Source organism: Micrococcus sp. iso_229, assembly GCF_058072725.1.
Map to the genome: position 1 here is coordinate 937,183 of NZ_CM176514.1, position 24,729 is coordinate 961,911.

At 71.8% G+C, this 24,729-nt stretch carries 32 protein-coding genes and 1 pseudogene; 28 read left to right on the forward strand and 5 right to left on the reverse strand.

The genetic code is table 11. The annotated features are described in order from the left end of the window. Positions 1-174: 174 nt before the first annotated feature. From AC3RKA_RS04335 to AC3RKA_RS04435, 21 genes and pseudogenes are all read left to right on the forward strand, one after another. The gene (locus tag AC3RKA_RS04335; RefSeq protein ID WP_049158763.1) at positions 175-1,437 is read left to right on the forward strand and encodes an ammonium transporter; all 1,263 of its coding nucleotides are present in this window, start codon (positions 175-177) and stop codon (positions 1,435-1,437) included. A 123-nt stretch (positions 1,438-1,560) separates the two neighbouring features. Beyond that, entirely contained in the window at positions 1,561-3,147 is a 1,587-nt protein-coding gene (gene ffh, locus AC3RKA_RS04340) for a signal recognition particle protein (RefSeq protein WP_489727544.1), read from the forward strand. A 200-nt stretch (positions 3,148-3,347) separates the two neighbouring features. Further along, positions 3,348-3,794: a 30S ribosomal protein S16 gene (rpsP, locus tag AC3RKA_RS04345; protein WP_489727545.1), complete on the forward strand. Its 447-nt coding sequence runs from the start codon at positions 3,348-3,350 to the stop codon at positions 3,792-3,794. Between the two features lie 2 nt (positions 3,795-3,796). After that, complete coding sequence (locus AC3RKA_RS04350; protein ID WP_029248213.1) at positions 3,797-4,036, forward strand: RNA-binding protein; 240 nt, start codon at positions 3,797-3,799, stop codon at positions 4,034-4,036. A 104-nt stretch (positions 4,037-4,140) separates the two neighbouring features. Then, positions 4,141-4,743: a ribosome maturation factor RimM gene (rimM, locus tag AC3RKA_RS04355; protein WP_002853823.1), complete on the forward strand. Its 603-nt coding sequence runs from the start codon at positions 4,141-4,143 to the stop codon at positions 4,741-4,743. A 3-nt stretch (positions 4,744-4,746) separates the two neighbouring features. After that, positions 4,747-5,493: a tRNA (guanosine(37)-N1)-methyltransferase TrmD gene (trmD, locus tag AC3RKA_RS04360; RefSeq protein ID WP_489727546.1), complete on the forward strand. Its 747-nt coding sequence runs from the start codon at positions 4,747-4,749 to the stop codon at positions 5,491-5,493. 248 nt (positions 5,494-5,741) lie between these two features. Beyond that, entirely contained in the window at positions 5,742-6,095 is a 354-nt protein-coding gene (gene rplS / locus AC3RKA_RS04365; RefSeq protein ID WP_002853821.1) for a 50S ribosomal protein L19, read from the forward strand. Positions 6,096-6,131: 36 nt separating this feature from the next. Further along, positions 6,132-6,875 (forward strand): signal peptidase I, encoded by a 744-nt coding sequence (gene lepB, locus AC3RKA_RS04370; RefSeq protein ID WP_489727547.1) that lies wholly within the window; start codon positions 6,132-6,134, stop codon positions 6,873-6,875. Continuing rightward, positions 6,872-7,471 carry a signal peptidase I gene (lepB, locus tag AC3RKA_RS04375; protein WP_489727548.1) on the forward strand — a complete coding sequence of 200 codons (600 nt, stop codon included), beginning with the start codon at positions 6,872-6,874 and terminating at the stop codon, positions 7,469-7,471. Before lepB (AC3RKA_RS04370) ends, lepB (AC3RKA_RS04375) begins: the two co-directional genes overlap by 4 nt. After that, a complete protein-coding gene (rnhB, locus tag AC3RKA_RS04380; protein WP_336264922.1) occupies positions 7,468-8,220 on the forward strand; it encodes a ribonuclease HII in 753 nt (250 codons plus the stop codon). The genes lepB (AC3RKA_RS04375) and rnhB overlap by 4 nt, the downstream gene beginning before the upstream one ends. A gap of 116 nt (positions 8,221-8,336) precedes the next feature. Continuing rightward, positions 8,337-8,660 carry a DUF2469 domain-containing protein gene (locus AC3RKA_RS04385; protein WP_002853817.1) on the forward strand — a complete coding sequence of 108 codons (324 nt, stop codon included), beginning with the start codon at positions 8,337-8,339 and terminating at the stop codon, positions 8,658-8,660. A gap of 134 nt (positions 8,661-8,794) precedes the next feature. After that, entirely contained in the window at positions 8,795-9,214 is a 420-nt protein-coding gene (locus tag AC3RKA_RS04390) for a YraN family protein (RefSeq protein ID WP_002853815.1), read from the forward strand. Further along, positions 9,211-9,465 (forward strand): annotated as a pseudogene (locus AC3RKA_RS04395) (magnesium chelatase domain-containing protein); the annotation flags it as partial. The gene AC3RKA_RS04390 and the pseudogene AC3RKA_RS04395, both read left to right, overlap by 4 nt. 18 nt (positions 9,466-9,483) lie before the next feature. Continuing rightward, positions 9,484-10,920, forward strand: a complete 1,437-nt coding sequence (locus AC3RKA_RS04400) for a recombinase family protein (RefSeq protein WP_489727549.1) — start codon at positions 9,484-9,486, stop codon at positions 10,918-10,920. A gap of 28 nt (positions 10,921-10,948) precedes the next feature. After that, the gene (locus tag AC3RKA_RS04405; protein WP_489727550.1) at positions 10,949-11,428 is read left to right on the forward strand and encodes a hypothetical protein; all 480 of its coding nucleotides are present in this window, start codon (positions 10,949-10,951) and stop codon (positions 11,426-11,428) included. Between the two features lie 107 nt (positions 11,429-11,535). Beyond that, complete coding sequence (locus AC3RKA_RS04410; protein WP_170747788.1) at positions 11,536-11,754, forward strand: hypothetical protein; 219 nt, start codon at positions 11,536-11,538, stop codon at positions 11,752-11,754. Then, positions 11,751-12,161 (forward strand): hypothetical protein, encoded by a 411-nt coding sequence (locus AC3RKA_RS04415; RefSeq protein ID WP_489727551.1) that lies wholly within the window; start codon positions 11,751-11,753, stop codon positions 12,159-12,161. Before AC3RKA_RS04410 ends, AC3RKA_RS04415 begins: the two co-directional genes overlap by 4 nt. Next, positions 12,158-12,472 (forward strand): hypothetical protein, encoded by a 315-nt coding sequence (locus AC3RKA_RS04420; protein WP_489727552.1) that lies wholly within the window; start codon positions 12,158-12,160, stop codon positions 12,470-12,472. The genes AC3RKA_RS04415 and AC3RKA_RS04420 overlap by 4 nt, the downstream gene beginning before the upstream one ends. Further along, positions 12,469-12,738 carry a hypothetical protein gene (locus tag AC3RKA_RS04425; RefSeq protein ID WP_489727553.1) on the forward strand — a complete coding sequence of 90 codons (270 nt, stop codon included), beginning with the start codon at positions 12,469-12,471 and terminating at the stop codon, positions 12,736-12,738. Before AC3RKA_RS04420 ends, AC3RKA_RS04425 begins: the two co-directional genes overlap by 4 nt. Continuing rightward, complete coding sequence (locus tag AC3RKA_RS04430) at positions 12,722-13,837, forward strand: AAA family ATPase (RefSeq protein WP_489727554.1); 1,116 nt, start codon at positions 12,722-12,724, stop codon at positions 13,835-13,837. Before AC3RKA_RS04425 ends, AC3RKA_RS04430 begins: the two co-directional genes overlap by 17 nt. A 175-nt stretch (positions 13,838-14,012) precedes the next feature. Beyond that, on the forward strand, positions 14,013-14,165 hold the full coding sequence (locus AC3RKA_RS04435; RefSeq protein WP_489727555.1) for a hypothetical protein: 153 nt from the start codon (positions 14,013-14,015) through the stop codon (positions 14,163-14,165). 6 nt (positions 14,166-14,171) lie between these two features. Here AC3RKA_RS04435 and AC3RKA_RS04440 read toward each other — a convergent pair whose 3' ends face one another. Beyond that, complete coding sequence (locus AC3RKA_RS04440) at positions 14,172-15,167, reverse strand: IS481 family transposase (RefSeq protein WP_081091226.1); 996 nt, start codon at positions 15,165-15,167, stop codon at positions 14,172-14,174. A 307-nt stretch (positions 15,168-15,474) separates the two neighbouring features. On the opposite strand from AC3RKA_RS04440, the gene AC3RKA_RS04445 reads away from it, so the two are divergent. The 3 genes from AC3RKA_RS04445 (at position 15,475) to AC3RKA_RS04455 (ending at position 17,585) form a co-directional block, all read left to right on the forward strand. Beyond that, entirely contained in the window at positions 15,475-15,720 is a 246-nt protein-coding gene (locus AC3RKA_RS04445) for a hypothetical protein (RefSeq protein WP_489727556.1), read from the forward strand. 23 nt (positions 15,721-15,743) lie between these two features. Then, a complete protein-coding gene (locus tag AC3RKA_RS04450) occupies positions 15,744-16,700 on the forward strand; it encodes a hypothetical protein (RefSeq protein ID WP_489727557.1) in 957 nt (318 codons plus the stop codon). A gap of 534 nt (positions 16,701-17,234) precedes the next feature. Continuing rightward, positions 17,235-17,585, forward strand: coding sequence for a phage terminase small subunit (locus AC3RKA_RS04455; protein ID WP_489727600.1), 351 nt, complete (start codon positions 17,235-17,237; stop codon positions 17,583-17,585). A gap of 452 nt (positions 17,586-18,037) precedes the next feature. Here the strand turns inward: AC3RKA_RS04455 and AC3RKA_RS04460 are convergent, their stop codons facing one another. The 4 genes from AC3RKA_RS04460 to AC3RKA_RS04475 all read right to left on the reverse strand — a co-directional run bounded on the left by AC3RKA_RS04460 (position 18,038) and on the right by AC3RKA_RS04475 (position 20,194). Further along, positions 18,038-18,469, reverse strand: coding sequence for a hypothetical protein (locus AC3RKA_RS04460; protein ID WP_489727558.1), 432 nt, complete (start codon positions 18,467-18,469; stop codon positions 18,038-18,040). A gap of 381 nt (positions 18,470-18,850) precedes the next feature. Then, positions 18,851-19,216: a hypothetical protein gene (locus AC3RKA_RS04465; protein WP_489727559.1), complete on the reverse strand. Its 366-nt coding sequence runs from the start codon at positions 19,214-19,216 to the stop codon at positions 18,851-18,853. 544 nt (positions 19,217-19,760) lie between these two features. After that, positions 19,761-20,063 carry a hypothetical protein gene (locus tag AC3RKA_RS04470; RefSeq protein WP_129867240.1) on the reverse strand — a complete coding sequence of 101 codons (303 nt, stop codon included), beginning with the start codon at positions 20,061-20,063 and terminating at the stop codon, positions 19,761-19,763. 2 nt (positions 20,064-20,065) lie between these two features. Continuing rightward, positions 20,066-20,194: a hypothetical protein gene (locus AC3RKA_RS04475; protein WP_489727560.1), complete on the reverse strand. Its 129-nt coding sequence runs from the start codon at positions 20,192-20,194 to the stop codon at positions 20,066-20,068. 37 nt (positions 20,195-20,231) lie between these two features. Between AC3RKA_RS04475 and AC3RKA_RS04480 the strand changes: the two genes are divergently transcribed. The 4 genes from AC3RKA_RS04480 to AC3RKA_RS04495 all read left to right on the forward strand — a co-directional run bounded on the left by AC3RKA_RS04480 (position 20,232) and on the right by AC3RKA_RS04495 (position 24,696). Beyond that, complete coding sequence (locus AC3RKA_RS04480) at positions 20,232-21,644, forward strand: YifB family Mg chelatase-like AAA ATPase (RefSeq protein WP_489727561.1); 1,413 nt, start codon at positions 20,232-20,234, stop codon at positions 21,642-21,644. Then, positions 21,641-22,915 carry a DNA-processing protein DprA gene (locus tag AC3RKA_RS04485; RefSeq protein WP_431794176.1) on the forward strand — a complete coding sequence of 425 codons (1,275 nt, stop codon included), beginning with the start codon at positions 21,641-21,643 and terminating at the stop codon, positions 22,913-22,915. The genes AC3RKA_RS04480 and AC3RKA_RS04485 overlap by 4 nt, the downstream gene beginning before the upstream one ends. A gap of 66 nt (positions 22,916-22,981) precedes the next feature. Then, a complete protein-coding gene (locus AC3RKA_RS04490; protein WP_489727562.1) occupies positions 22,982-24,022 on the forward strand; it encodes a tyrosine recombinase XerC in 1,041 nt (346 codons plus the stop codon). Between the two features lie 170 nt (positions 24,023-24,192). After that, positions 24,193-24,696 carry a DUF3145 domain-containing protein gene (locus tag AC3RKA_RS04495; RefSeq protein WP_489727563.1) on the forward strand — a complete coding sequence of 168 codons (504 nt, stop codon included), beginning with the start codon at positions 24,193-24,195 and terminating at the stop codon, positions 24,694-24,696. The last annotated feature ends 33 nt before the right edge of the window (positions 24,697-24,729 follow it).

The following is a 24,729-nucleotide window of genomic DNA, read 5'->3' on the forward strand; positions in this document are numbered from 1 at the left end:
GCCCCTCCCGACGTCGTCGGGAGGGGCCCTGTTCTGTCACGGAGACGTCATCAACATGTGGCGTGGCCCACTCCTCCGGTATTGTCCCTCCATCGGCCCCGATCGGGGCCGGGCAGCGACGCCGCGGGACGGGCGTTCGCCCCCGGCTCGCGGCCCGGACCGAAGGAGACCCCCATGGAGGAGTCGAACGTCCTGGACGCAGGGACAGTGTGGATGGTGACGAGCGCGGCGATGGTCCTGCTCATGACACCCGGACTGGCCATCTTCTACGGCGGCATGACCCGCGCGAAGTCCTCGCTCAACATGATCATGATGTCCTTCGTCTCGATGGGCCTCGTCGGCGTCGTCTGGGTCCTGTGGGTCCACGGGATGACCGGTGGCGACGGGTGGGCCGGGGTGGTGGGGAACCCCGCCGGTGACCTCGGGCTGACCGGCACGATGGCCGAGGGCGGACTCGTCGCGGCGGCCTACGGCGCCACCTTTGCGATCATCGCGGTCGCCCTCATTTCCGGCGCGGTGGCCGACCGCTTCAAGTTCGTCACGTGGTGCGTCTTCGTGCCCGTCTGGACCACCGTCGTCTACGCCCCGCTGGCCTACATGGTGTGGGGCGGCGGTCTCCTCTCCGCGGACGGCGCCATCGGCGCCCGCCTGGGGGAGGCCCTCGACTTCGCCGGTGGCCTCGTGGTGCACATCAGCGCCGGCGTGGCCGCCCTCGTGCTCGCGCTGATGCTGGGCAAGCGCCACGGCTTCGGCGTGGACCCCGGCCACCGGCCGCACAACGTCCCGTTCACCATGCTCGGCGCGGCCCTGCTCTGGTTCGGCTGGTTCGGGTTCAACGGGGGCGCGGCGGGCAGTGTCGACGAGCTCGGATTGATCTGGGTGGACACCCTCGCCGCCGGCGCCGCCGGCATGCTCGGCTGGGTGTTCGTGGAGTGGCTGCGCCGCGGCCGGCCGACCTCGATCGGCACCGCGTCCGGGATCGTCTCGGGCCTGGTCGCCATCACGCCCGCGTGCGCCTTTGTGAGCCCCCTGGGGGCCGTGGCGATCGGCCTCGTCTCCGGTGCGGCCAGCGCGCTCGCGGTCAACCTCAAGTACCGCCTCGGCTTCGACGATTCGCTCGACGTCGTCGGCGTGCACCTCACCTCCGGCATCCTGGGCACCGTGCTGATCGGCTTCTTCGCCCTGCCGGACGAGGGCCGGGCGGGCCTGTTCTACGGCGGAGACGCCGGTCTTCTGGTGGCCCAGACGGTGGCCGTGCTCGTCGCCGTGGTCTTCACCGCCGTGGTGACCACGGCCATCGCCCTGGTCCTGCGCGGGACCATGGGCCTGCGGGTGAGCAAGGAGGACGAGGAGCGGGGCGTCGATCTGACCCTGCACGACGAGTCGGCCTACGACGTCGGCTTCGGCGGGGTGCCCGTCCCCGCCGAGGCGCGGTGAGCCGCCGCGGACGGGTGAGGCCGGTCGGTTGCTAGGCTTGGCGGGCGCCGCGGTGGATGCCGCGGCGCCCGCGACCGACCGCGTCCGGCTCAGTCGACCCCGCTTCGAAGGATCACACCCGCCGTGTTCAACTCCCTGTCCGACCGCCTCACAGCCACCTTCCGCAGCCTCAAGGGCAAGGGGCGGCTGAGCGAGGCGGACATCGACGCCACCGCACGCGAGATCCGCCGCGCCCTCCTGGACGCCGATGTCGCCGTGCCCGTGGTCCGCCAGTTCATCGCGCAGATCAAGGAGCGCGCCCTCGGCGCCGAGGTGGCCCAGGCACTGAACCCGGGCCAGCAGGTCTTGAAGATCGTCAACGAGGAGCTCGTGGGCATCCTCGGCGGCGAGACCCGGCGCATCCAGCACGCCAAGACGGGCACCACCGTCATCATGCTCGTGGGCCTGCAGGGCGCCGGCAAGACGACCCTCGCCGGCAAGCTCGCCCACCTGCTCAAGTCCCAGGGCCACACCCCGCTGCTCGTGGCCTGCGACCTCCAGCGTCCGAACGCCGTGAAGCAGCTGCAGGTCGGCGGCGAGCGCGCCGGCGTCCCGGTCTACGCGCCGCACCCCGGCGTCTCCTCCGAGTTCGAGGCCGCCACTGGCGACCCGGTGCAGGTGGCCCGCGACGGCGTCGCCGAGGCCAACACGAAGTACCACGACGTGGTCATCATCGACACCGCCGGCCGCCTCGGCGTGGACGCCGAGCTCATGCAGCAGGCCGCGGACATCCGCGCCGCCGTGGACCCGGACGAGGTGCTCTTCGTCATCGACGCGATGATCGGCCAGGACGCCGTGGCCACGGCCCAGGCGTTCAACGAGGGCGTCGGCTTCACCGGCGTCGTGCTCACCAAGCTCGACGGCGACGCGCGCGGCGGCGCCGCGCTGTCCGTCCGCCACGTGACCGGCAAGCCGATCATGTTCGCCTCCACGGGCGAGGGCCTGAAGGACTTCGAGGTCTTCCACCCGGACCGCATGGCCTCGCGCATCCTCGACATGGGCGACGTGCTCTCCCTGATCGAGCAGGCCGAGCAGAACTGGGACCGCACCGAGGCCGAGAAGATGGCCCGCAAATTCGCGGACCAGGAGGACTTCACCCTCGACGACTTCCTCGCCCAGATGCAGCAGCTCAAGAAGATGGGCTCGCTGAAGAAGATGCTCATGATGATGCCGGGCGCCCAGGGCATGCGGCAGCAGCTCGAGCAGTTCGACGAGTCGTCGATCGGCCGCGTCGAGGCGATCATCCACTCGATGACCCCGCACGAGCGCGTGGCCCCCAAGATCATCAACGGTTCGCGCCGTGCCCGCATCGCCCGCGGCTCGGGCGTGAGCGTGTCCGAGGTCAACGGCCTGCTCGAGCGCTTCGCGGAGGCGCAGAAGATGATGAAGCGCATGGCCGCCGGCGGTGGCATCCCGGGCATGCCCGGGATGCCGGGCGGCGCCTCCCGCAAGGCGAAGGGCAAGGGCAAGAACGCCAAGCGCGATCGCGTGAAGTCCGGCAACCCGGCCAAGGCCGCGGCCGAGCGCAAGGCGATCGAGGAGCGGCGCGCCCGCGCCGCCCAGGCGCAGGCCGGGGCCGTGTTCGGCCGCGACGGCGCGGGGATGGACGGCTTCGACCCGTCCACCCTCAACCTGCCGGCGGGCTTCGAGAAGTACCTCAAGGACCGCTGAGTCGCCCGCTGCCCGGTCTCGGCGTGCCGGGTGTGCACCGGCCCGCCCGATCTGGCAGAATGGCACGGTACTGAGCGTGAGCCCGGACGACCCTCTATCCTCCGCTGCGCTCCGTTCCGTGTGCCAGGTCGTCGACGCCCGCTGCCCCCACGCGGCGTCGTGCCCCGGCCCCCCAGATCCACTGAAGGAGAACCACACTCGTGGCTGTCAAGATTCGTCTGAAGCGGTTCGGCAAGATCCGCGCCCCGTTCTACCGCGTCGTCGTCATGGACTCGCGCACCCGCCGCGATGGCCGTGCCATCGAGGAGATCGGCAAGTACCACCCCACCGAGGAGCCCTCGTTCATCGAGATCGACTCGGAGCGCGCCCAGTACTGGCTCTCCGTCGGCGCCCAGCCGACCGAGCAGGTCGCCGCGCTGCTGAAGGTCACCGGTGACTGGCAGAAGTTCAAGGGCGAGTCGGGCGCCGAGGGCACCCTGAAGTCCAAGTCCGAGAAGGAGGCCTTCGTGGCCCCCGAGAAGGGCTCGGTCATCCTGCCGGAGGAGCCGAAGCAGGAGGAGGCCCCGGCCGAGTCCGAGCAGGCCGCCGAGGCCCCGGCCGAGGAGGCCGCTGAGGCGCCGGCCGAGGGCGCCGAGAAGTCCGAGTGACCATGCTGACCGAGGCCCTCGAGCACCTGGTGCGCGGCATCGTGGACACGCCCGAGGCGGTCCGCGTGGACGCCCGCTCCCAGCGGCGCGGCGACATGCTGGAGGTCCGCGTGGCCCCCGAGGACCTGGGTCGCGTGATCGGCCGACAGGGTCGCACCGCCACCGCGCTGCGCACCGTGCTGGACGGCCTGGCCGGCCACCCCGTCCGCGTGGACGTGGTGGAGACCGACCGCCGCTCCTGACGGCCCGTGACGCACGGCCCGCCCGCCCCTCACCGGGCCGGCGGGCCGTCGTCGTCTGCGGCCCCGCCCCTTCCCGCCACCGATCGCCCCACCCAGGAGAGCCCATGAGTCCCGCAGCCCAGGACGACCTCGTCCGCGTCGCCCGCATCGGCAAGCCGCACGGCATCCGCGGCGAGGTGACCGTGCAGGTCTTCACCGACGACCCGGACGCCCGCTTCGCCCCCGGGGAGCGCCTCGTGGTGCGCGACGGCGCCCCGGGCCTGCCGGCGGAGCTCACCGTCACCCGGGCCCGGTGGAACAAGCAGATCCTCGTGGTCGGCTTCGCCGAGTCGCCGGACCGCAACGTCGCCGAGACCCTGCGCGGCGCCCAGCTGTTCGCCGTTCCTGCCGCGCCCGAGGAGTCCGACGAGTGGTACGAGGAGGACCTCGTGGACCTCGAGGTGCGGGTCGAGGGCGAGCGCGTCGGCGTCGTCACGGCCCTGACCACCGGGGCGGTCCAGGACCTGCTGCACGTCGCGTTGGACGGCGTCGAGGAGGAGGCCCTGGTGCCCTTCGTCGAGGAGATCGTCCCGGAGATCGACCCCGAGGCCGGCGTGCTTGTGCTGACCCCGCCGCCGGGGCTCCTCGAGCTCGCCACCGGCGAGGACGAGGACGCCGCAGACGGGCCCGCCGCCGCGCGCCCCGCCGATGCGGATCCGGAGGACTGAGCGGTGCGCTTCGACGTCGTCACGATCTTCCCGGAGTACCTCGCGGTGCTCGACGTCTCGCTGCTGGGCCGTGCCCGCCGCGAGGGCCTCGTGGACGTGCACGTCCACGACCTGCGCGACTTCACCTTCGACCGGCACCGCACCGTGGACGACACCCCCTACGGCGGCGGCGCCGGCATGGTGATGAAACCCGAGCCGTGGGCGCTCGCGCTCGAGCACGTGGCGGCCCAGGGGCCCGCGGCGCTGGCCCCCGCCGATCCGGCGTCGGCGGGGCCGGGGGACCGCCCCGTGCTGCTCGTGCCGACGCCCTCGGGGGAGCGCTTCACCCAGCGGCTCGCCCGCGAACTGGCGGGCCGGGAGCACGTGGCGATCGCGTGCGGCCGGTACGAGGGCATCGACGAGCGCGTCTTCGGCTGGGCCGAGGAGCTCTTCGAGGTGCGGCTGGTCTCACTGGGCGACTACGTGCTCAACGGCGGCGAGGTCGCCGCGCTGGCGATGATCGAGGCCATCGGCCGCCTCGTGCCGGGCGTCGTGGGCAACCCGGCCTCGCTCGTCGAGGAGTCCCACGAGGACGGCCTGCTGGAGTACCCGGTCTACACCAAGCCCGCAGACTGGCGGGGCCGTGCGGTGCCGCCCGTGCTGCTCTCCGGCGATCACGGCAAGGTCGCGGCCTGGCGTCGGGCCCAGCAGGAGGAGCGCACGCGCGAGCGGCGTCCGGACCTGTGGGCGGCGTACGACTCCGAGGACTGACCCGCCGCGCCCCACGGGCTGGAGGGGCGTCGCAACGTCATCGGCTGTGGCATAATGGGTCCTCGTGTCCGCCGGACGCCCGACCTGCCACAGGGGGCGCGCGTCAACGGATCGGACCCCGGGACCGCACCCCACGTGCGGAGCCCGGCCCTCGGCTCGGGACCCGGCCCCCTCGTCATGCGGACGTGGACGGGCCGTGCGCCCGCATACCACGCGGTTGACCTGTGGCATCCGCCAGGAGAGACGACATGCACATTCTCGACTCGTTCGACAAGAAGACGCTGCGCGACGACATCCCGGAGTTCGCCCCCGGCGACACCGTCAAGGTGCACGTGAACATCATCGAGGGCAAGACCGCCCGCGTCCAGGTGTTCCAGGGCTACGTCATGGGCCGTCAGGGCTACGGCGTGCGCGAGACCTTCCGCGTCCGCAAGGTGTCCTTCGGCATCGGCGTGGAGCGCGTGTTCCCGGTGCACTCCCCGGTCATCGACAAGATCGAGGTCGTCACCAAGGGCGACGTGCGCCGCGCGAAGCTGTACTACATGCGCGACCGCCACGGCAAGGCCGCCCGCATCCGCGAGAAGCGCGCCGACGCCAAGTGATCATCCCGGTCGGCCCCGCCGACCGGTGATCGACCCATGCGCACCTCGGAGCCCCGTGACCCCCGCCGGTCACGGGGCTCCGTCGCGTCCGGGGCCGGTTCCTCCTCGGGCACGACGGCGGCCCCCGCCTCCGGTGCGAGCCGCTGGTGGGCGTGGCTCGGCCTGACCGTGGTGGCCGCCGTCGTGGTGGCCGCGGTGCTGCGGGCTCTCACCGGCCCCGTCTACCTGATCCCCTCCGGGTCGATGGAGCCGGCCCTGCAGCCCGGCGACCGCGTGCGGGTGGACGCCGCCGCGGCCGGTGGGCAGGGCCTGCATCACGGCGACGTGGTGGTGTTCGACGGCGCCGGCAGCCTGGCGCCGTACCGTTCGGCCGGATCGCTCGAGCGCGGCCTCGAGGGCGTCGCCCGGTGGTGGGGTGTCGGCGCGGCCGAGGACGTGTTCGTCAAGCGCGTGCTGGCCCTGCCGGGGGACCGCCTCGAGTGCTGTGCCCCGGACGGCCGGCTGCTGCGCAACGGCGAGCCGCTGGACGAGCCGTATCTCGGCAGGCCTGTGACCGCGGACGAGCCGGCCGCGGCGGGGACCTGGTCCTTCGAGGTGCCCGAGGGGCGCATGGTGGTCCTGGGCGACCACCGCGCCGCCTCCCGGGACTCCCGCGCACTGCTGGGCGCCCCCGGCGGCGGGCTGATCCCGCTCGAGCGGGTCGAGGGCCGGGCCGCGGGGATCGTGTGGCCGCTGGCCCGCCGCGGGACCGTGGACGTCCCCTCCGGGGACACGCCGTGACCGGGCGCCGCACCGCGCTGATCGCGGCCGCCGTGACCGTGCTCGCCTGCGTGCTGGCGTGGGCGTTCCTGGCGCGCATGTACGCCATCCCGTCCTCGTCCATGGAGCCCGGGCTGCGGGCCGGCGACCGCGTGGTCGCCACGCTGCTCACCCCGGATCCGTTCCCGGTGCGCCGCGGTGACGTGGTGGTGTTCGAGGACACGAAGGGCTGGCTGCCCGGGGGCGGCCACGTGATCAAGCGGGCCGTCGGACTGCCGGGGGACATCGTCTCCTGGACGCCCGGCGAGCAGACGCTGCGCGTGAACGGGGTGCCCGTGGAGGAGCCGTACCTCGCGCCGGGGGAGACGCCCGCGCAGGAGGCGTTCGAGGTGACCGTCCCCGCGGGGCGGCTGTGGGTGCTCGGCGACCATCGCTCGGCGTCGGCGGACTCCCGCGCGCACCTCACCGGGCCCGGGGGCGGGTTCGTGGCCCTCGACGACGTGGTGGGCCGCGCCCGGTTCGTGGTCTGGCCGCTGGACCGGATCGGCGACGCCGGCGCCGATCCCGACGCGTTCGCCGCCGTGCCGGACGCGCCCGCGCCGGAGGCCCGCACGTGACCGCCCGCCGGGGCGGTGGCCGGCCGACGGTGCGCGCCGGCCTGGACGTCGAGGCGGGGCTGGCCGCGCCGGTCCTCGCCGCGCGGGGAGTGGACCGGGTGCTCGTGGCGGGCATGGACGAGGTGGGCCGGGGCGCACTGGCCGGGCCCGTCGTCGTTGGGGTGTGCGCCGTCTGGCTGCCCGCCGCGGGGCAGATCCCTCCGGTGCGCGACTCGAAGGCGCTCACGGACCGACGCCGGCGCGTCCTGATCCCGCAGATCGAGGACTGGGCGGCCGGGGTGGCGCTGGGCGAGGCCAGCCCCCCGGAGATCGACGCGCTCGGGATCTCGGCGGCCCTCGGTCTCGCCGGGCGACGGGCCTGGGCGGCGCTGTGCGCCGCGGTGGGGCAGGAGCCGGTCGCCCTCGTGCTCGACGGTCGGGACGACTGGCTGAGCCGCTCCGATCCCGACGCCGGCCCCGCGCCCGCGCCGCGTCCGCTGCCGCCCGTGCCCACGATGCTGGTGCGGGCCGAGGATCGGTGCGCGACGGTGGCGGCCGCGTCGATCGCCGCGAAGGTGGCCCGCGACGACGTCATGATCGCCCTCGACACGGAGCACCCCGGGTACGGGTGGGCCGGGAACAAGGGGTACGGCTCGGCCGCGCACCGGGCCGCCCTGGCCGAGCGCGGGGCGAGCGAGCAGCACCGGCGCAGCTGGAACCTCGGGCTGCCGGGCGCGCCCGCGGAGGGGCCGCCCACCCTGTTCGACTGAGTCCCTGGGGCCGGGCGCGGCCGCCCGTTCGACGTGCGACCCCCGGACGGGGGAGGATGGAGGCCGTGCGTGCCCGGACTGTCGCGGGTGCGCGGCGAACACTGAGGAGGCATGTCATGAGCGCAGACGACGTCGAGGACTTCGAGGCCGAGGCCGAGCTGCTGCTCTACCGCGAGTACCGGGACGTGGTGGGCCTGTTCCGCTACGTCGTGGAGACCGAGCGGCGCTTCTACCTCGCCAACGACGTGCGGCTGACGCCCCGCCAGGCGGACGGGGACGTGTTCTTCGAGATCCTGCTCGAGGACGCCTGGGTGTGGGACGTGTACCGCACGCAGCGGTTCATCAAGCGCGTGAAGGTGCTGACCTTCAAGGACGTGAACATCGAGGAGCTTCCCACCGAGGACCTGACGGTCCCGCCGGACGGCCAGCTGCCGAGCTGACCCACCCCTGATCGGCCCCGAGGGCGGGACGCCGACGTCCACTCCTGCACAGGCGTCAGGCCCCGCACAATCCCCGCCGCCACCCACCCGGCGACCCTGCTCGGGACCACCCTGGTGCCCAGGAGGTGGTCGGGATGACGGGGACCGCGGAACGGATCGGGGCGCAGCCGCCCGGAGACAGGCGCGCCAGCCGCGCGCACACGGCATTGGGCCGGTTCGGCGAGGACGCCGCCGCGCGCTGGCTCGCCGAGCGCGGCTACGTGATCGCCGACCGCAACTGGCGGGGCGAGGCCGGAGAGCTGGACATCGTGGCCCACCACGCCGGCTGGTGGGTGGGCGTCGAGGTGAAGACCCGCTCGGGCCTGGCCTTCGGCGACCCGTTCGAGTCGATCGACCGGCGCAAGCTCACCCGGCTGCACCGCCTCACCGCGGCGTGGGTGCGGGCCCACGCCGCGGACCGCCGGGGGACGCCCTGGCGCGTCGACGCCGTCGCCGTGCTGGTGCCGCGCACGGGAGGGATCCGCTTCGACCTGCTGCAGGACGTGCGGCCGTGAGCGGCATCGGACGCACCCGCTCCATCACGCTGGCGGGTCTGCGCGGGGAGGTCGTGCACGTCGAGGCGGACATCGCCCAGTCCCTGCCCGGGTTCACCCTCCTCGGCCTGCCGGACCAGGCGCTGCAGGAGAGCCGGGACCGCATCCGCTCCGCCGCGCGCAACGCCGGACTGCCCCTGACCCGGCGGCACCTGACCGTGAACCTGCTGCCGGCGGGGGTGCACAAGCGAGGCGCCTGCCACGACCTGGCGAAACGTTAGACTAGACACATGACCAAGCGCAAGGCCACCGCCGCAATCTACGTTCGGATCAGCCGCGACGCTGACGGGCGGGCCGCTGGCGTGGAGCGCCAGGAGGCGGACTGCCGAGCGCTGGCCGAGCGCATGGGGCTCACTCTGCATCCGCGAGTTTTCAAGGACAACGACATTGGGGCTAGCTCACGGAGTCGGAAAGCGCGCCCCGCGTTTCGTGAGCTGTTGGAGGCTGTGAAAGCGGGCGAGGTGAACGTCATCCTTGCCTACTCGAACAGTCGGATCACACGCCGACCCCTTGAGTGGGAAAGCTTGATTCGTCTCTCCGAAACACACGGCTTGCAGGTGCATACCGTGGTCTCGTCCTCAGCACAGTTCGACACGGCAGATGGGCGCATGGTTCTCAGAGTGCTCGCCGCAAACGATGCCGCCGAGGCCGACCGAATTTCCGAGCGCGTGACCCGGGCGAAGCAACAGCGCCTGGAAGAAGGAGCCTTTAGGGGCGGGCCGCGTCCGTTCGGATACGAAGCCGACGGGATGACTATTCGTGAGACCGAAGCCCAGGCATTGCGGGAGGCTGCTGGCCGGATCGTTGCGGGGGAGTCGCTGCGGTCCGTCACGGCAGACCTGCGGGATCGCGGATTCAAGGGTACGCGCCGCGCCGACTCGGGGTTGCAGCCGGTCCAGCTGCGTCGAATCCTGTTGCGCCCACGCAACGCCGGTCTTGTGGAGCACTACGGCAAGGTGACCGGCCCAGCGGCATGGCCGGCCATCCTGTCAGAAGACGAGTGGCAGGCGGTGCGGTCCGTCCTCACGGATCCGGCACGCAGAACGAATCACGGGTCGAACCGAGTGAAACATCTAGGGTCGAGCCTGTTTCGCTGTGGGGTGTGCGGCGACCACGTGCGGGCGAGCGCTGCCTCTCGGGGCTATCGCGTGTATCGGTGCAAGACCGGCGCGCATGTGTCGCGTGCTCAGGAGCCAATCGACCATTTCATCCGGGAGGCCATAGCCGCCCGTCTCCGGGCCGACCCGAACGTGCTGCGGCGTGAGGATGACGCGGACGACGCAGCCCCCAATACGATTCGTCGGGAGCTTTCGATGCTGCGCGAACGCCGAACGCAGCTCGCGAACGACTATGCGGACGGGCTACTCGACGGGTCGCAAGTGAAGGCCGCTGGCGCGCGTATTGACGCGAAGATCGAAGCCGCCGCCGCCGAGCTGGCACGGCTCACGTCGGCTTCAGTGCTTTCCGGGCTTGCCGACGTAGAGGACGCCGGGAATGCGTTCCTCGCCGCGCCAATTGGAGCGCAACGGGCAATTGTGGACGGCCTCGCCACCGTCACGATCTACCCTGCGGGCAAGAAGGGACGCCCGGCAGGGTGGGAGACCGGGGACCACTATCTCGACCTCGAAACGGTGCAGATCACTTGGAAGGGAAACGACGATGACTGAGTCGGTGTTTCAGTACAGAATCCCAACAATGGCTGAAGTCCCAGTGTCAATAATGGAGCGCCAGCGGGCGTTTTCCAGCCTCACGCCTGAGCAAATGGCCGAGCGGATCGGCATCTACTGCGAGGAGGCATCGCACGAGGGCGACCCGTGGCTCATCGGCTCTCTGGCCCTGTCCCCGGAGATGAAGGCGCAGACTGGCCGCGACTATTGGACCGTACTCCCGAAGTTCATCATTGGCACGGGCCTGCAACTCGCCGTTCCTGGCGTCCAGGCGCAGACCATGATTGGAGACCGACGCATCCCGACAGATGACGACGGTCTCCCAATTCTGGCGGGCCTGGATTACTCCCAGGCGCGGACCCGATACCGGATGGAATGTGCGCGCTGTGGGCGGACCGTCACGACCCGGCAGGAGACCTTGCAGGGGGTGGCCCCGAAGTTTCGTGAGGCTGGGCTGCGGGAGGTCAGTTTGAGCGTCCTCGCCGCCGCGATACGGCGGCTTGCATGAGCATGTGCTCAGGGTGCTATAATATCTAGCGTCTGGCACCGCCTAAGCGGGCCGGGACACTAAGCCTCCAAGCAGAGGGTAATTCACCCTGCCTTGGAGGCTCTCTCGTGTCCGAGACCCTGGCCCTGCGGGGACGTGTGGCGTCCCTCAGCCGATCCCGACCTGCTACAGACCCCGACCTGATCAACGCCCGCCGCGACCTCGCCGCCGCCAAGCTCGACGCCTACGTCAAGAAGGTGGTGGCCGAGGCCCCGCCCCTGACGGACGCCCAGCGCGACCGCATCGCTGCCCTGCTGCGTCCGACCAAGGCGCGGGATGCCCAGTGAGAGCCGCCGTCCCCGCCCTGGCTGCGAACGAACGTTCGCCGAAGCCCACCCCCACCGCCGAGAAGCGCCTCACGCTGATCGGTGAGGTCGCCCAGCACTACCGGCACGAGCTGGGCCTCTCCCGGCGTGATGCCGACCTGCTGGTCCGGCTGGCGACCAAGCACCGCGCCGTGGCCGTCGCCACGCTGCCGGAGCTGCTGGCCGACGACCTGACTCCGCACCCGGCCCGGCACCTGCGCTCCGTGGACCGGCTGACGGAGGCCGGCAACGTCGGGAGGGACCGCACGCCCACGTTCACGCGCCGTGCCCACGAGGACTATCAGCGGGCTGTCCGCGCCCGCCAGAGCGCCGCTGCCCGCGACTACATCGCGGCGCACCGTGAGCGTCTGGGGGTGGCCTCCCGATGACGACCCCGAACATGGAAGAACGCCGCCCCCAGGGCAAGGGGACGGCGTTCCAGAAACCAACTGACCCGGCCACCACCAACGCGCCTGAGCCTGCCCCCACTATACCGGATGCAGCAGACCTTTTGGAAGGCGTGCACGTCCTCATCGTCGCCATTCAAGAAGCTGATCGCGTCCGCTATCGGCGTCGATTCATGTACTCCCTGGATGCCGCCGAGAAGGCCATGAACCGGGCTGTGATGCGTGGTCACCGGGCGTCCATCGTGCTCGCCCGCATCAACGAAACGGAGACGGTTCGGGGGTGGGAGGCATGACCGCCGCCGAGTCCGTGGCCGAGCGCGTGGCCGCTGACCGTGCGCTCTACGCCGCCGCCTACGCCCAGGGGCACGCCGATGGACTGGCCGAAGGACTGGCCCAGGGTGCGGCGCACCCTGCCGTGGTGGAGTCCGTCGCCCGCACGTTCGCAGGGTGGGACGGGGCCGAAGCCGCGCAGGCCCGATCCGTCGCCCGATTCCGCACCTGGCACACCGCCGCCCGCGCGGGACTGAAGGAGGTGACCGACCTTGACGACGCCGCATGACCTGGAAGAGATCGACCCCGCCGCCTACGCCTGGCCGGCCAATGGTGCGGAGGCCGCAGATGCCCCTGTGGCGACCTGGAAGCCGCTGGACCTGGCCGGGTACCTCAACGGCACGATCCAGCCCGCTCAGGCCCGCCTGATGGCGCGCACGGACGGCGTACACCTGCTGTACCCCGGACACGTTCACAGCGTCGCGGGAGAGTCCGAGTCCGGGAAGTCCATGCTGATGCTCGCCGTCGTCGTGGAGACCATCGCGGCGGGCGGGCGCGTGTTGTTCATCGACTACGAATCGGACCCGGCCACCGTGGTTGACCGGCTCGTGAAGATGGGGGCCGACCCGTCAGAGCTCGCTAACCACCTCGACTACGTGCAGCCCCAGACGGACCCCGTCAACGGGCCGTACCTGGAGGCGAGCGCCTGGTCAGCCATCAAGGCGACCCGGTACGAACTGGCCGTGCTGGACGGCGTCACGGAGGCGCTGAGCGTGTCCAGCGTGGCGAGCATCGACAACGACGAAGTGACCGGGTGGATTCGGCGCGTGCCGCGTGCGCTCGCACGGTCCACCGGGGCCGCTGTGGTGCTCGTGGACCACGTCACGAAGTCTGCCGAGGGACGGGGACGGTTCGCTATCGGTGCGCAGTCGAAGTTGTCCGCGCTCGACGGTGCTGCGTTCATCGTGGAGCCGCTGGCCCCGCTCGGGGTCGGGATGTGCGGACGGCTGGCCGTGCGGGTGGGCAAGGACCGGCCCGGGCGCATCCGTGGTCACGGTGGAGCCTGGCGCAAGTCCGACCGCACCCAGGCCGTCGCCGTGGCCGTGATCGACTCCACGGACCCGGGCCGCATCGTCTACGCGCTGGAGCCCCCGGCGCGCGAGGTGGAACCGGAGGCGCACGCCGTCCAGGTGGAGGAGGAGCGCCGCGCAGCCGTCCTGGCATGGGTCCGCGACTGCCCCAGTCCGCCGAGCCTGAACGGCATCTGTGCCGCCGTTCCCGGGCGCAAGCAAGACACCGTCGCCACCGTGCGCGAACTCGTGGCGGCGGGGCAGATCATCACTAAGCCCGGGCCGAATCGCTCGACCCTCCATCTCATCCCGTCCTGATGGTCCCCGGGTGGGTCCGGGTCCCGGTCTAAAGACCGGGACCAGGAACCACTCACGGGAACCAGGTCCCGGTGGTACCGGAACCACTGGGAACCACCGGGAACCACTCACCCCCCCCTAGACGGCCCTCGACCACCTCACGGTCGGGGGCCGTCGCCGTCCCCACGGAGGACAGATGAACACCACCACCACAACCGAACGCCCCACCGAGGCCGACAACCTGCGCCAGATGCTCCGGTTCCACATGGATCGTGCCGAACGCCACCGGCTACGCGCCGAGAAAGCCGAAACCGAACTAGAAGCCCTGAAGAAGAAGGAGGCCCCATGACCCGCCCTAGGTGTGATGTCCAGGGAGGTTGTTGAGCCGGGTGGCAGGCGCGGCGCCGATCGCGGAGTGGACGCGATGATGATTGTAGAAGTGCAGCCATCCAGGCAACGCGGCCCTGCGCTCCGTCTCTGAGCTATAGAACCGGGCGTAGGCCCACCCGTCAGCGAGCGTGCGATGGAACCGCTCAATCTTCCCGTTCGTCTGCGGCCGGTAGGGCCGAGTCCGCTTGGGCTTGATCCCGAGCTCGGTGCAGGCATCACGCCAGGCATGCGAGCGGTAGGCCGAGCCGTTGTCCGAGAGCACCCGCTCCACCTCCACTCCCAGGCGTGCGAAGTGGGCGACCGCGCGGCGCAACACCGCGATGGCCGTCTGGCTGCGTTCATCGGAGTGCATCTCGACATAGGCGAAGCGGGAGTGATCATCGATCACGGTGTGCAGAAAGCCCACCCCGAGCCGGGGCTGGTATCGGGCATCACGGGTTCCTTCGCGGTCCGAGGTCGCCGCGCGGTGCTTCATGCCCTGCTGGCGCCCGACGAATCGGTGTCCGCCCCCGTCGGGGATGCGCCCGAACTTGGTGACGTCGACGTGGATCAGCGAGCCGGGGTGGGGGTGCTCGTAGCGGCGGATCGGCTCGCCGGTGACCCGGTCCAGACGGGCGAGGCGGTTGATCCGGCAGCGCACGAGCACGGCATGGACGGTGGAGGCCGGCATCCCGAGTTCTCCAGCGATCTGTGCCGGCCCCAGGCGTCGGCGCCATCGGGCGGCCACGATCTGTTTCACCACCGCCGGCGGTGTTCTGGTCGGCATCGTGGACGGCCGGCTGGACCGGTCTGCCATCCCTGCAGGTCCCTCGGCCCGGAAGCGTGTGGCCCATTTGCGTGCGGTGGGTGGGGAGACCATGAACATCTTGGCCGCGGTGGCGACCGGCCAGTGCTCCTCGACGATGAGCTTGGCCAGGCGTAGGCGGGCGCGAGGGGTCAGGGCGGCGTTAGCGTGGGGCATGAAGGCCTTCTGTTCGCGTGAGCGGTTTCTCGACAACTCCACTCTCGCAACAGGAGGCCTTCGCCTGTCAGCTATTCACGCAACAACGTCCCTGGACATCACACCTAGGCACACCGATGCCCAGCTACGCCGGTTCATCGCCCTCGCACGAGGCGGACGCGACAGACGCGCCGACGTGCTGGACGCCATGAGGCGGCATCCCGCCGGGAAGGGGCCACGCGCGCCCCGCCCAGACCATCCCCCCATGACCGACGCGGACGGCACACCCGCCGCCCCGCTGCCCACCACCGACCCGGAGGACTGACCCATGAGAGCCCGATTCGTCGCCCGCCCCCACATGTGGGCGCACAACAACGAAACCAGTCAGACAATCCGCGCCGAGCGCGTCGAACTCACCGACGAACACGGTCACCGGCATGACGGCGTGGGCATCTTCAGCATGGGCAAACCCCGCCAAATGCTCACCCCCGAGGCCGCGTACCGACTAGCCCACGACCTCGCCGACGCCCTCGACTCAATCACCATCAACCCCCGCCCCGAGCACCACAACTGACCGTCCAAGGAAGGACACGCACCATGACCACGAACCCCATCTCTGAGATGACCACTGACCAGCTGACCAAGCTTGCCCAGACCGCCGACCAGGCCCACGCATCCGTGGACGATGCAGCCCAGAAGGCGCGCACCGCAGCACAGAAGAAGGTGGAGGCCGCACTGTCCGAGGCCGAGGCCGCACAGGCCGAACTCGCCCGGCGCAGGGATGCCGAGGCCCAGCGCATCCAGGACCGGCGCAGGGCGTTCGCGCACAACCTGCTCAACGCGGGCGGGATCGAACGTCTGGCCGAGGAGAACAGGGCCGACCTGAAGGCGGCACAGGAAGCCCTCATCGCCGCGCTGGAGGCCGATCCGGTCATGCGCGCCACTGCCCGCTACCTGTCCATTGCGCGCCGCTCAGAGTCCATCCGGTCCCTGCTGCGCGAGGCTGCCGTGGCACTGGGGCAGGAACTGCCCGCCGGCCTGGCGAACTACCGCGCCCCCAGCGGGGCCGACTTCGACACGCACCACCGCCGCGTCCTGGACCGGATGGCGTTCATCTACGCCGATGAGTGGGCCGAGACCATGCAAGACACGGCCCAGGCCAGCATCACCGGAGACGACACCACCCTGGGCAAGTACGTGCCCACCGCCGCTGAACGGCACGCCGAGAACGAGGCCGCACGCCTGGCCGCGCTGGCCGAGTTCAAGGCAGGAGAGAACGTGGAGCGCGTCGTCACCTACCCCGACGTGCCCGGGTCCCCGTTCCTGCATTACAGGGCCATCCAGTGGCGGGACAGCTACACCGGGCAGACCGTCCCCGACGCCGCGCCCGACGCTGGCCCCGGACCGGAGGGCATCCTCGCCGGACTCCACCACTGGGTGCCCGTCCACGAGGCAACCGCCGAGGACGTGGCCGCAGCCGTAGAGGCCGAGACCATCAGCATTCGATCCGCCGAGTTCTACGGCCTCCCGCTGCCCGGCACCAACGCCGCCTGACCGGACGAGAGACAGCACACGGCGACGGCCTACGCACCACCGCTTGGGCCGTCGCCGCTGCTGCAAGGAGCAACACATGGCACGCGCTAAACGCATCTGTCCGAGGCCAGGCTGTCCACGTCCTGCCGTGGGCCGCTACTGCCCGGAGCACAACAAGGAGTACGACCGGAGCCGGGGCACCGCGACTGCCCGAGGCTACGGGGCCGCGCACAGACGCGCCCGCGCCGAATGGGATACACGAGTCCAACGTGGCGGCATCTGCTGCCAGAGATGCGGCGGACCCATCACACCCGGCGAACCCTGGCACCTCGACCACGACGACCACGACCGCACGCAGTACCTCGGACCATCACACGCGCGCTGCAACAACGCGGCAGGCGGACGACGCTCCCACCTCTACGACTGACCCCCACGAGGCCAGGGGGAGCCACCGGCGGGTGGGTCGCCAGCACCGCGGGTGAGGTCTGCCAGGTGCGGGCTACGCAGATGGCCTCATCCGAATCGACGCAAGGAGGTGCCGGAATGCCCGGCCCGATGCCAAATCCGACCAAACCACGATCCCGCAGAAGGGCCACGGGAACACGCTCAAACCTCACGGAGCTGCCCGCTGAGGGCTGTACTCTGCCCGTTCCCGCTCTGCCGAAAATGCGCGACTGGTCCCGTGAAGAGCGCGCCCTGTGGAAGAACCTGTGGCAGTCGCCGCAGGCTACGCAGTGGGATGACTCATTCATCGCCGCCGTGGCCGCGTACATCGTCCATGCGACGGCGGTCTACGGGGGTACCGCGTCCGCCTGGCAGGCCCAGGAGATGCGCCACCTGGGGGCACAGTTGGGCCTCACGCCGGCGGGGATGCTCGCGTTGGGTTGGGTGGTGCGCAGTGAGTAAACGCAGGCTTGCCCGGCGTGACCTCGTGGCCCCGGTGATGCCCGCTGCGACCGACCCGAACCGGATCACGCAATGCTCATTCACGACCTCCCACGGGCCGGTGCGCGTCTGGAGCGCGGGCGGTGTCCCGTACCGGCTGCGCGTGGACGGGGTGACGTTCAGGCGGGAGTGGGACCGGGCCGCGTTTACCGCGTGGATGCATGACCCCGAGGTGGGAGCGGCGCTGGGGACGACCTAGCGCAGCCTGACGGCGCGTGGTGCGAGACGTGCCTCAGGCGGCGTCTGGAGACCGGCCCAGACCGTGGTGGCGTTTCCTAGGCGTGACGGTGCCCCCGGCCTTGAAACGGGATCGACCGGGGGCACCTCGCGCCGCCGGGCCAGCGGAGGGGGGATGCGGCGGGCGGCGCTGAGGACAACCTAGCGCAGGCAACCCGCGTGGGGCGCGCCCCGTCCTACTGATTCGGCCCGCTGACTCCTAAGTATTCGAGAAATGCCGCCGCTAGTTCCGCCCAGGCGTCCTGCGAGACGGCCCCCGGGAGGGCTTCGGCCACCGCATCGGGAAGCCGTCCATCGCCCGGCGTCCATTCGTCATCCACCCACACAATGGCCGGAGGCCACGTGCCTTCCCAGTACAGGTCATCATTGAATCCGGCGCGCGCCGTTGACGCCCTGATCTGGTCCAAGCCAAAAACACCCATATTCACGAGACGCACCACGCTAGGGAACGCGTCTCGTCGGTCCCAATGCTTCCACGCGAGGCGGAACGCCGATTGGATATCCGTGCGGTTGCGGCTAGGGATTCCGACGTGTCCGCAACGGAAGAGGCCGAGCGCAAAGCCTGTGGAGACGGCTTGCATCTCACGGCGCGAGCTGGAGGTGGTCATGGCCCGAGGCTAGCGGACCCGCCGCCGCCACGCGCTAGTCGGCGGTCGTGACGAACACGTAGACGAGGAAGCAGACCCACTGCCCGGAGTGTGGACGGTCCGTCATGCACGCGGTGGAGGTGATCACCTACGGGCGAGGTGACGTTGTGAGGCGGGTTGTCACCTCGCCAAACCCCGTTGCATCCCGCACCTTCACCGATGCCCGCGGCACCGTCCAGCAGGTCACTGGACCAGAAGGCGCGACGCCGTTCAGCCTCTCGAAGTCCGACCACATCATCGGATCGGACGGGAAGAAGTGAACGTGGCCCGAGCCGGCGGACGGGGGCTGAAAATCATCCTATTGACGGGAGAATCTGAATTATGAATGATAATTTGTTTGCTCTAACCTGCGGAATTATCACTCTCATTAGCTGCGTAGGCTGCGCCGTGTCTCTTTTTAGGGCGCGCCAATTTTGCGTACGGGATGGCAAGGGCTATCTGGATCACGAAGTGACCGACAATGACGCAGCTACATGCGAAAATAAAGGCCGGTAATTTCTCGGTCGGGCCGAAGGCGAGGGCGTAGAACGAGAATATGAATCCCATCGTGGTGGCAACGAGCAAAGCTAAGCGATAAAGGGTAAATCCATGCACAAGGATCCGAGTTTCAAGCTCCAAGCTGCCACGACGTCCAACAATCTCCCCGGCCCCTAGTAGCAGGGGCACCCCGAGAACAAAAACCTCATACAGCTTCAACGGGTCGTTCACCAGCTAAGCGTGCCATACGTGATGGCCGCTTGCAGAAGGGGCGGATGGACTGACGCCGCGTCCTAGCAGCTGACTCCCGTAGCCGTCGCGTGGACATAAACGGCTCCGGCTCTCCTGCGATGGGAGGGCCGGGGCCGGGGCCGTTTCGTGTTTCCGGGGTACAGGTGGTGTTCTACTGCGAGGGCTGGACTAGATAGGTGGTTGCCAGGCCCCTACGGGGCTAGCGGAGCCCTACGGGCCCAGGTCTTCCGGTCCCTCACTCCAGTCGACCCGCCGCCCTCCGCCCCAGCTCTGCGACATTCGCCCACGGCAACTAGACCCCCCGTGTTTCGGGGCGTCTGTTGCTATGGCCCTGGGATGCGCCGTCGACTGGCGTTCCCTCGCCCGGCGGTTCGGACGATTCGGGAGGGGTGTCACCGCGCCCTCATGATTGGCAGCGCAGAGGGCTGTAGACGCTGGAGGCTCACGCTGTGACCTCGTGCCGCCCACCTGGAACGCGCCAGGCGCGCAGGACGCGGCCCCTCGTGAAGAAGGGGCCACTAGGTCACGCGGGGCCGGAGAACACCCGCCAGAGGGGCACGTGGACGGTGGGGCCGATCCTGCGGCGCTGGCGAGCGGCCCACAGGTCCGCCGCCCACTCCGCGCCCGTCTCGTGGACCCGGTGCGTGCCGCGTGCGTCGCGGATCGTGTGCGCGTGGATCGTCCCGTCAGGGCCGACCATCACCCCGGCGCGCATGTCGCCGTGTGCGTCCCGTGCAGCCTGGGCCAGCGGGGCCGGGTCCGCGTCAGGGTGCGCGCCGACCTGGGCGAGCAGTCGGGCCGCCTTGTCGTGGTGGTAGCCGCCCATGCTCACATCGCCCCCGTGAAGATCGACGGCCAAGAGAGCATGAAGAAGCCCGCCACCGTGAGCGCCACCGATGTGGCGGCGCGGGCGACGGGCTGGAGGATGCCGGGGAGGGTACGGGTAGGGTGGTTCACGTCATCACGTCCTAGTTCGTGGTGGCCATGCCCCGGGGTGTTCCAGCACCGCCGGGGCATTCTTACGTTTGGGCGTCTTTGTTGCACTAACGCCCTGGCGATCGTCCTGGCGGCCTACGCCGCGGACGGGCGGGTGCGGAACGTCGAGGGGCCCGTGTTCCTGGCCGAGCTCGGCCTCGACGGCGCCCTGCACCGCTCGCCGGAGACCGTGGCCATGGTGATGGCCGCCGTCGACGCGGGGTGCTCCGAGGTGGTCGTCGCCGAGGATGCGGAGGCCGAGGCCCGACTGGTCCCCGGCGCCGAGGTCCGCGGCTTCGCCCATCTGCACGACGTCATCCGCGCCTTCGGCGGGGAACCGGACGGAGAGGTGCCCCGCCGCCCGGCCCGACGGCAGGTGACAGCCCCGGAACCGGAGCCGGCCCGTGCGGTGCCCGACCTCGCCGAGGTCGCCGGGCAGGCCGAGGCCCGGTTCGCGCTCGAGGTCGCCGCCGCCGGCGCCCACCACCTGCTGCTCATGGGCGCCCCGGGGGCGGGCAAGACCATGCTCGCCGAGCGCCTGCCCGGAATCCTGCCGCCCCTGGACCGGCGCACCGCGCTCGAGTGCGCCGCCCTGCGCTCCCTCCGCGGCGGCGACGCGCATGTCCGGCGCAGGGGCGGGACGTCCGAGGGGTTCGACGGCGACATCGACAGGACCCCGCCGTTCGAGGCGCCCCACCACTCGGCGTCCCGCTCGGCCCTCGTGGGCGGCGGCAGCGGCCTCGCCCGGCCGGGAGCGGCCTCCCTCGCCCACGGCGGCGTGCTGTTCCTGGACGAGGCCCCCGAGTTCGAACGACGCACCCTCGAGGCGCTGCGCCAGCCCCTCGAGTCCGGGGAGGTGCTGCTGCACCGGGCCCTCGGCGCCGTCGTCTACCCGGCCCGGTTCCAGCTCGTGCTGGCCGCCAACCCCTGCCCGTGCGGCAAGGGCGGCGGCACGGGCGTCGAGTGCCGGTGCAGCGTGCCCGAACGCCGCCGCTACGCCCAGCGGCTCTCCGGGCCGCTGCTGGACCGCGTCGACCTGCAGGTCACCGTGCGGCCCGTCGAAGCGCGGCAGCTCACGGGGGCGCCCGCCTCCGAGACCACGTCGCAGGTGGCCGCCCGGGTCGCCGCGGCCGCCGACCGCCAGGCCCGGCGCTGGGCCGCCGCCGCCGAGCGCGGGCTCGTCCCGTCCGGGCTGCGCCGCAACGCGCACGTCCCCGCCGGGGTGCTGCGGCACGGCCCGTACGCCGTGCCCCGGGCGGCCCGCCGGCCCGCGGACGACGCCGTCGACCAGGGCCTGCTGAGCGCGCGCGGCCACGCCCGCGTCCTGCGCCTCGCCTGGACCCTGGCAGACCTGCGTGGCGCCGAACGGCCCGCACCCGAGGACACCGACGTGGCACTCACGCTGCGCCACCAGAACGAGGAGGACGCATGACCACCCACGTCACCCCGGCGGCAGACCACGTCCCCGTCGCCGGGCCGCGCCGGCCGGACGCCGCCCGGCTCGCCCGCGCCGCCCTGACCCGGCTGGTCGAGCCCGGGGACGCGCTCGCGGTGCAGACCGTCACGGCGCTGGGGCCGGAGCGGGCGCTCGCCCTGCTCACGGGCCGGGAGACGATCCAGCCCGCCGAACGCGATCTGCTCGCCGATCTCGCCGGCACGCCCGACACGCTGCCCCGGCGCTGGGCCGCGGGGTTGGCCCGCTGGGCGCCCCGGGCCGCCCGGCTGGAGCCGGAGCGCGACCTCGTGACTCTGCACCGGCTCGGGGGAGGCCTGCTGATCCCCGAGGACGACGCCTGGCCCGCCGCCCTGGCGGACCTGGGCGAGGAGGCACCCCTGGGTCTGTGGTTCCGCGGCGCCGGAACGCTGCCTCCCGCGGGCCGGACGCTCGCCGTCGTCGGCAGCCGGGAGGCGACCGCGTACGGGCGGACCGTGACGGCCCGCTGTGCCGCCCACGCCGTCCAGCAGGGCGCGTGCGTGATCTCCGGTGGCGCCTACGGCATCGACGGCGCCGCCCACCGGGCCGCTCTGCAGGCGCCCGCCGCACCGGAAGACGCGGCGGATCGTGGCGGCGTCCCGCCCACGGTGGCGGTGCTGGCCGGCGGCCTCGACCGGTTCTACCCGGCCGGCCACGAGGACCTGCTCCGCGCGGTGATGGCCGCCGGGCTGCTCGTGTCCGAGATGCCGCCCGGTGCGAGCCCCACGCGCTACCGGTTCCTGCAGCGCAACCGGGTCATCGCCGCGCTCGCGGGGGCCGTGCTGGTGGTCGAGGCGCGCTGGCGTTCGGGAGCGCAGAACACGGCGGGCCACGCGTTCGGCCTCGGCCGCGAGGTGGGCGTGGTCCCCGGCCCCGTGACCTCGCCCAGCTCGGCCGGCTGCCACCGTCTGCTGCAGGAGAGCCCCGCCCGTCTCGTGACCACCGAGCAGGAGGCCCTCGCGCTGCTCGGTCAGGGGCCCGCCCGGAGCGGCGGCACGGGCGGGAGGACCTCCGCCCGGGAGGCTCCCGAGTCCGCCGTGCGGCCCACGGACGGGCTCACGATGGAGGAGGCCCTCGTCCACGAGGCGCTGCCCCTGCGCCAGGCAGTGCCCGTCGACCGGATCACCGTCAGCGCCGGGCTCGCGCTGCCCACCGTCCTGGCCTGCCTGTCCCGGCTGCAGCGGGCGGGCCTGGCCGAACGGGTCGAGGACCGGTGGCGGCGGGGATGACCTCCGGCCCCGTGCTCTCGGACCGCGCGCCGCGATGTCCGTGGGCGCGGATGGCAGAGTGGGGGGATGGCCCCGTCGTCCTCCGCCCGTCCCGCCCCGGCCCCCCGCGCCCCCTCACCCCGGGACACGGCCTGGCTCGAGGCGTTCGAGGAGCACCTGCGTCACGAGCGGAACCGCAGTCCCCAGACCGCGCGCGCGTACCTCGCCGATCTGCGCGCCCTCATCGACCACGTCGCCGGCACAGCCGGCACCTCGGGGACGCCCGCCCTGGACGACGACGCCCCCGCCCGCCGCACGCGCAGCGCACCGGACGTCCTGGCCGAGCTGGACATCGAGGACCTGCGCGGCTGGCTGGCGGCCATGAGCGGGGCCGGCCTCGCCCGCGCGACCCTGGCCCGCCGGGTGGCCGCCGTCCGCACCTTCACGGCCTGGCTGCGCCGGGAGGGCATGCGCGCGGACGACCCCGCCCTGCGGCTGCGCTCGCCCCGACCCGAGGGGACGCTGCCCCACGTGCTCCAGGAGCAGCAGGCGAGGCGGCTCCTCGCGGCCGCCCAGGAGCGTGTGGACGCCGCCGCGGCGGGTGACGATCCCGCCGCCCACGCCCTGGCCCTGCGGGACGCCGCCCTGCTCGAGCTGCTCTACGCCACCGGCGCCCGTGTGGCCGAACTCTCCGCCCTGGACGTGGATGACCTCGAGGCCGGCCGCGGCGTCGTCCGACTGACCGGCAAGGGCGACCGGCAGCGCACCGTCCCCTACGGCGCACCCGCGGGCCGCGCCCTCCAGGTGTGGCAGCGGCTCGGTCGCCCCCGCCTGGCCCGGCCGGACTCCGGCCCCGCCCTCTTCCTCGGCGCGCGCGGTGGCCGGCTGGGGGTGCGCCAGGCGCGCACCGTCGTCGACCGGGCGCTCGAGGGCCTGGGGGACACCGCGGCCCGCGGGCCGCACGCACTCCGCCACACGGCCGCGACCCACCTCCTCGACGGCGGCGCCGACCTGCGCAGCGTGCAGGAGCTGCTGGGCCACGCATCCCTGCGCACCACACAGGTCTACACGCACGTCTCCATCGACCGCCTCCGCGAGGGCTACCGGCAGGCCCACCCGCGCGCCTGACGCCGCCCCGCAGCGCCCCCGATCCCTCCACGGTGCCGCCGCGACACGCGCGGCGGCACACCGCCCCGTTGCCGGCCCAGCATCCCTGGTGCACAATGGCCCCAGGATCCACCGGAGCCGCGACGTGGTCGTAGGGGAAGACGCACCGCATCGCACCCTCGGAGGCATCCATGACCAGCACCCATACCCGCGGCGTGGTCCACATCCTCTCCGCCCCCACCGCCCTCTGCCCCCACGTGGAGTGGGCGCTGAGCTCCGTGCTCGGCCCCGCGACCTCGGTGGAGTGGGAGGGTCAGCCGGTCGCGCCCGGCCAGCACCGCGCCGAGGTGCGCTGGACGGCGCCCGCCGGCACCGGTGCGCGTCTGGCCTCCGCCCTGCGTGGCTGGCCGCACCTGCGCTTCGAGATCACGGAGGAGCCGTCCGCCGGGGTCGACGGCTCGCGCTGGTCCCACACCCCGGACCTCGGCATCTTCCACGCCACCACGGACGTCTCCGGCAACATCATGGTCTCCGAGGACCGCATCCGGTACGCCTATGAGGCCGGTGCGGGCGACCCCAGCGTGCTGATGCACGAACTCTCCCTCGCGCTCGGCGAGGCCTGGGACGATGAGCTCGAGCCGTTCCGGCTGGCCGCCGCCCACGCCAACGTGCGCTGGCTGCACCGCGCCGTCTGAGCCTTCGCCCCCGGCCGGCCGGCGGTCCTCCGG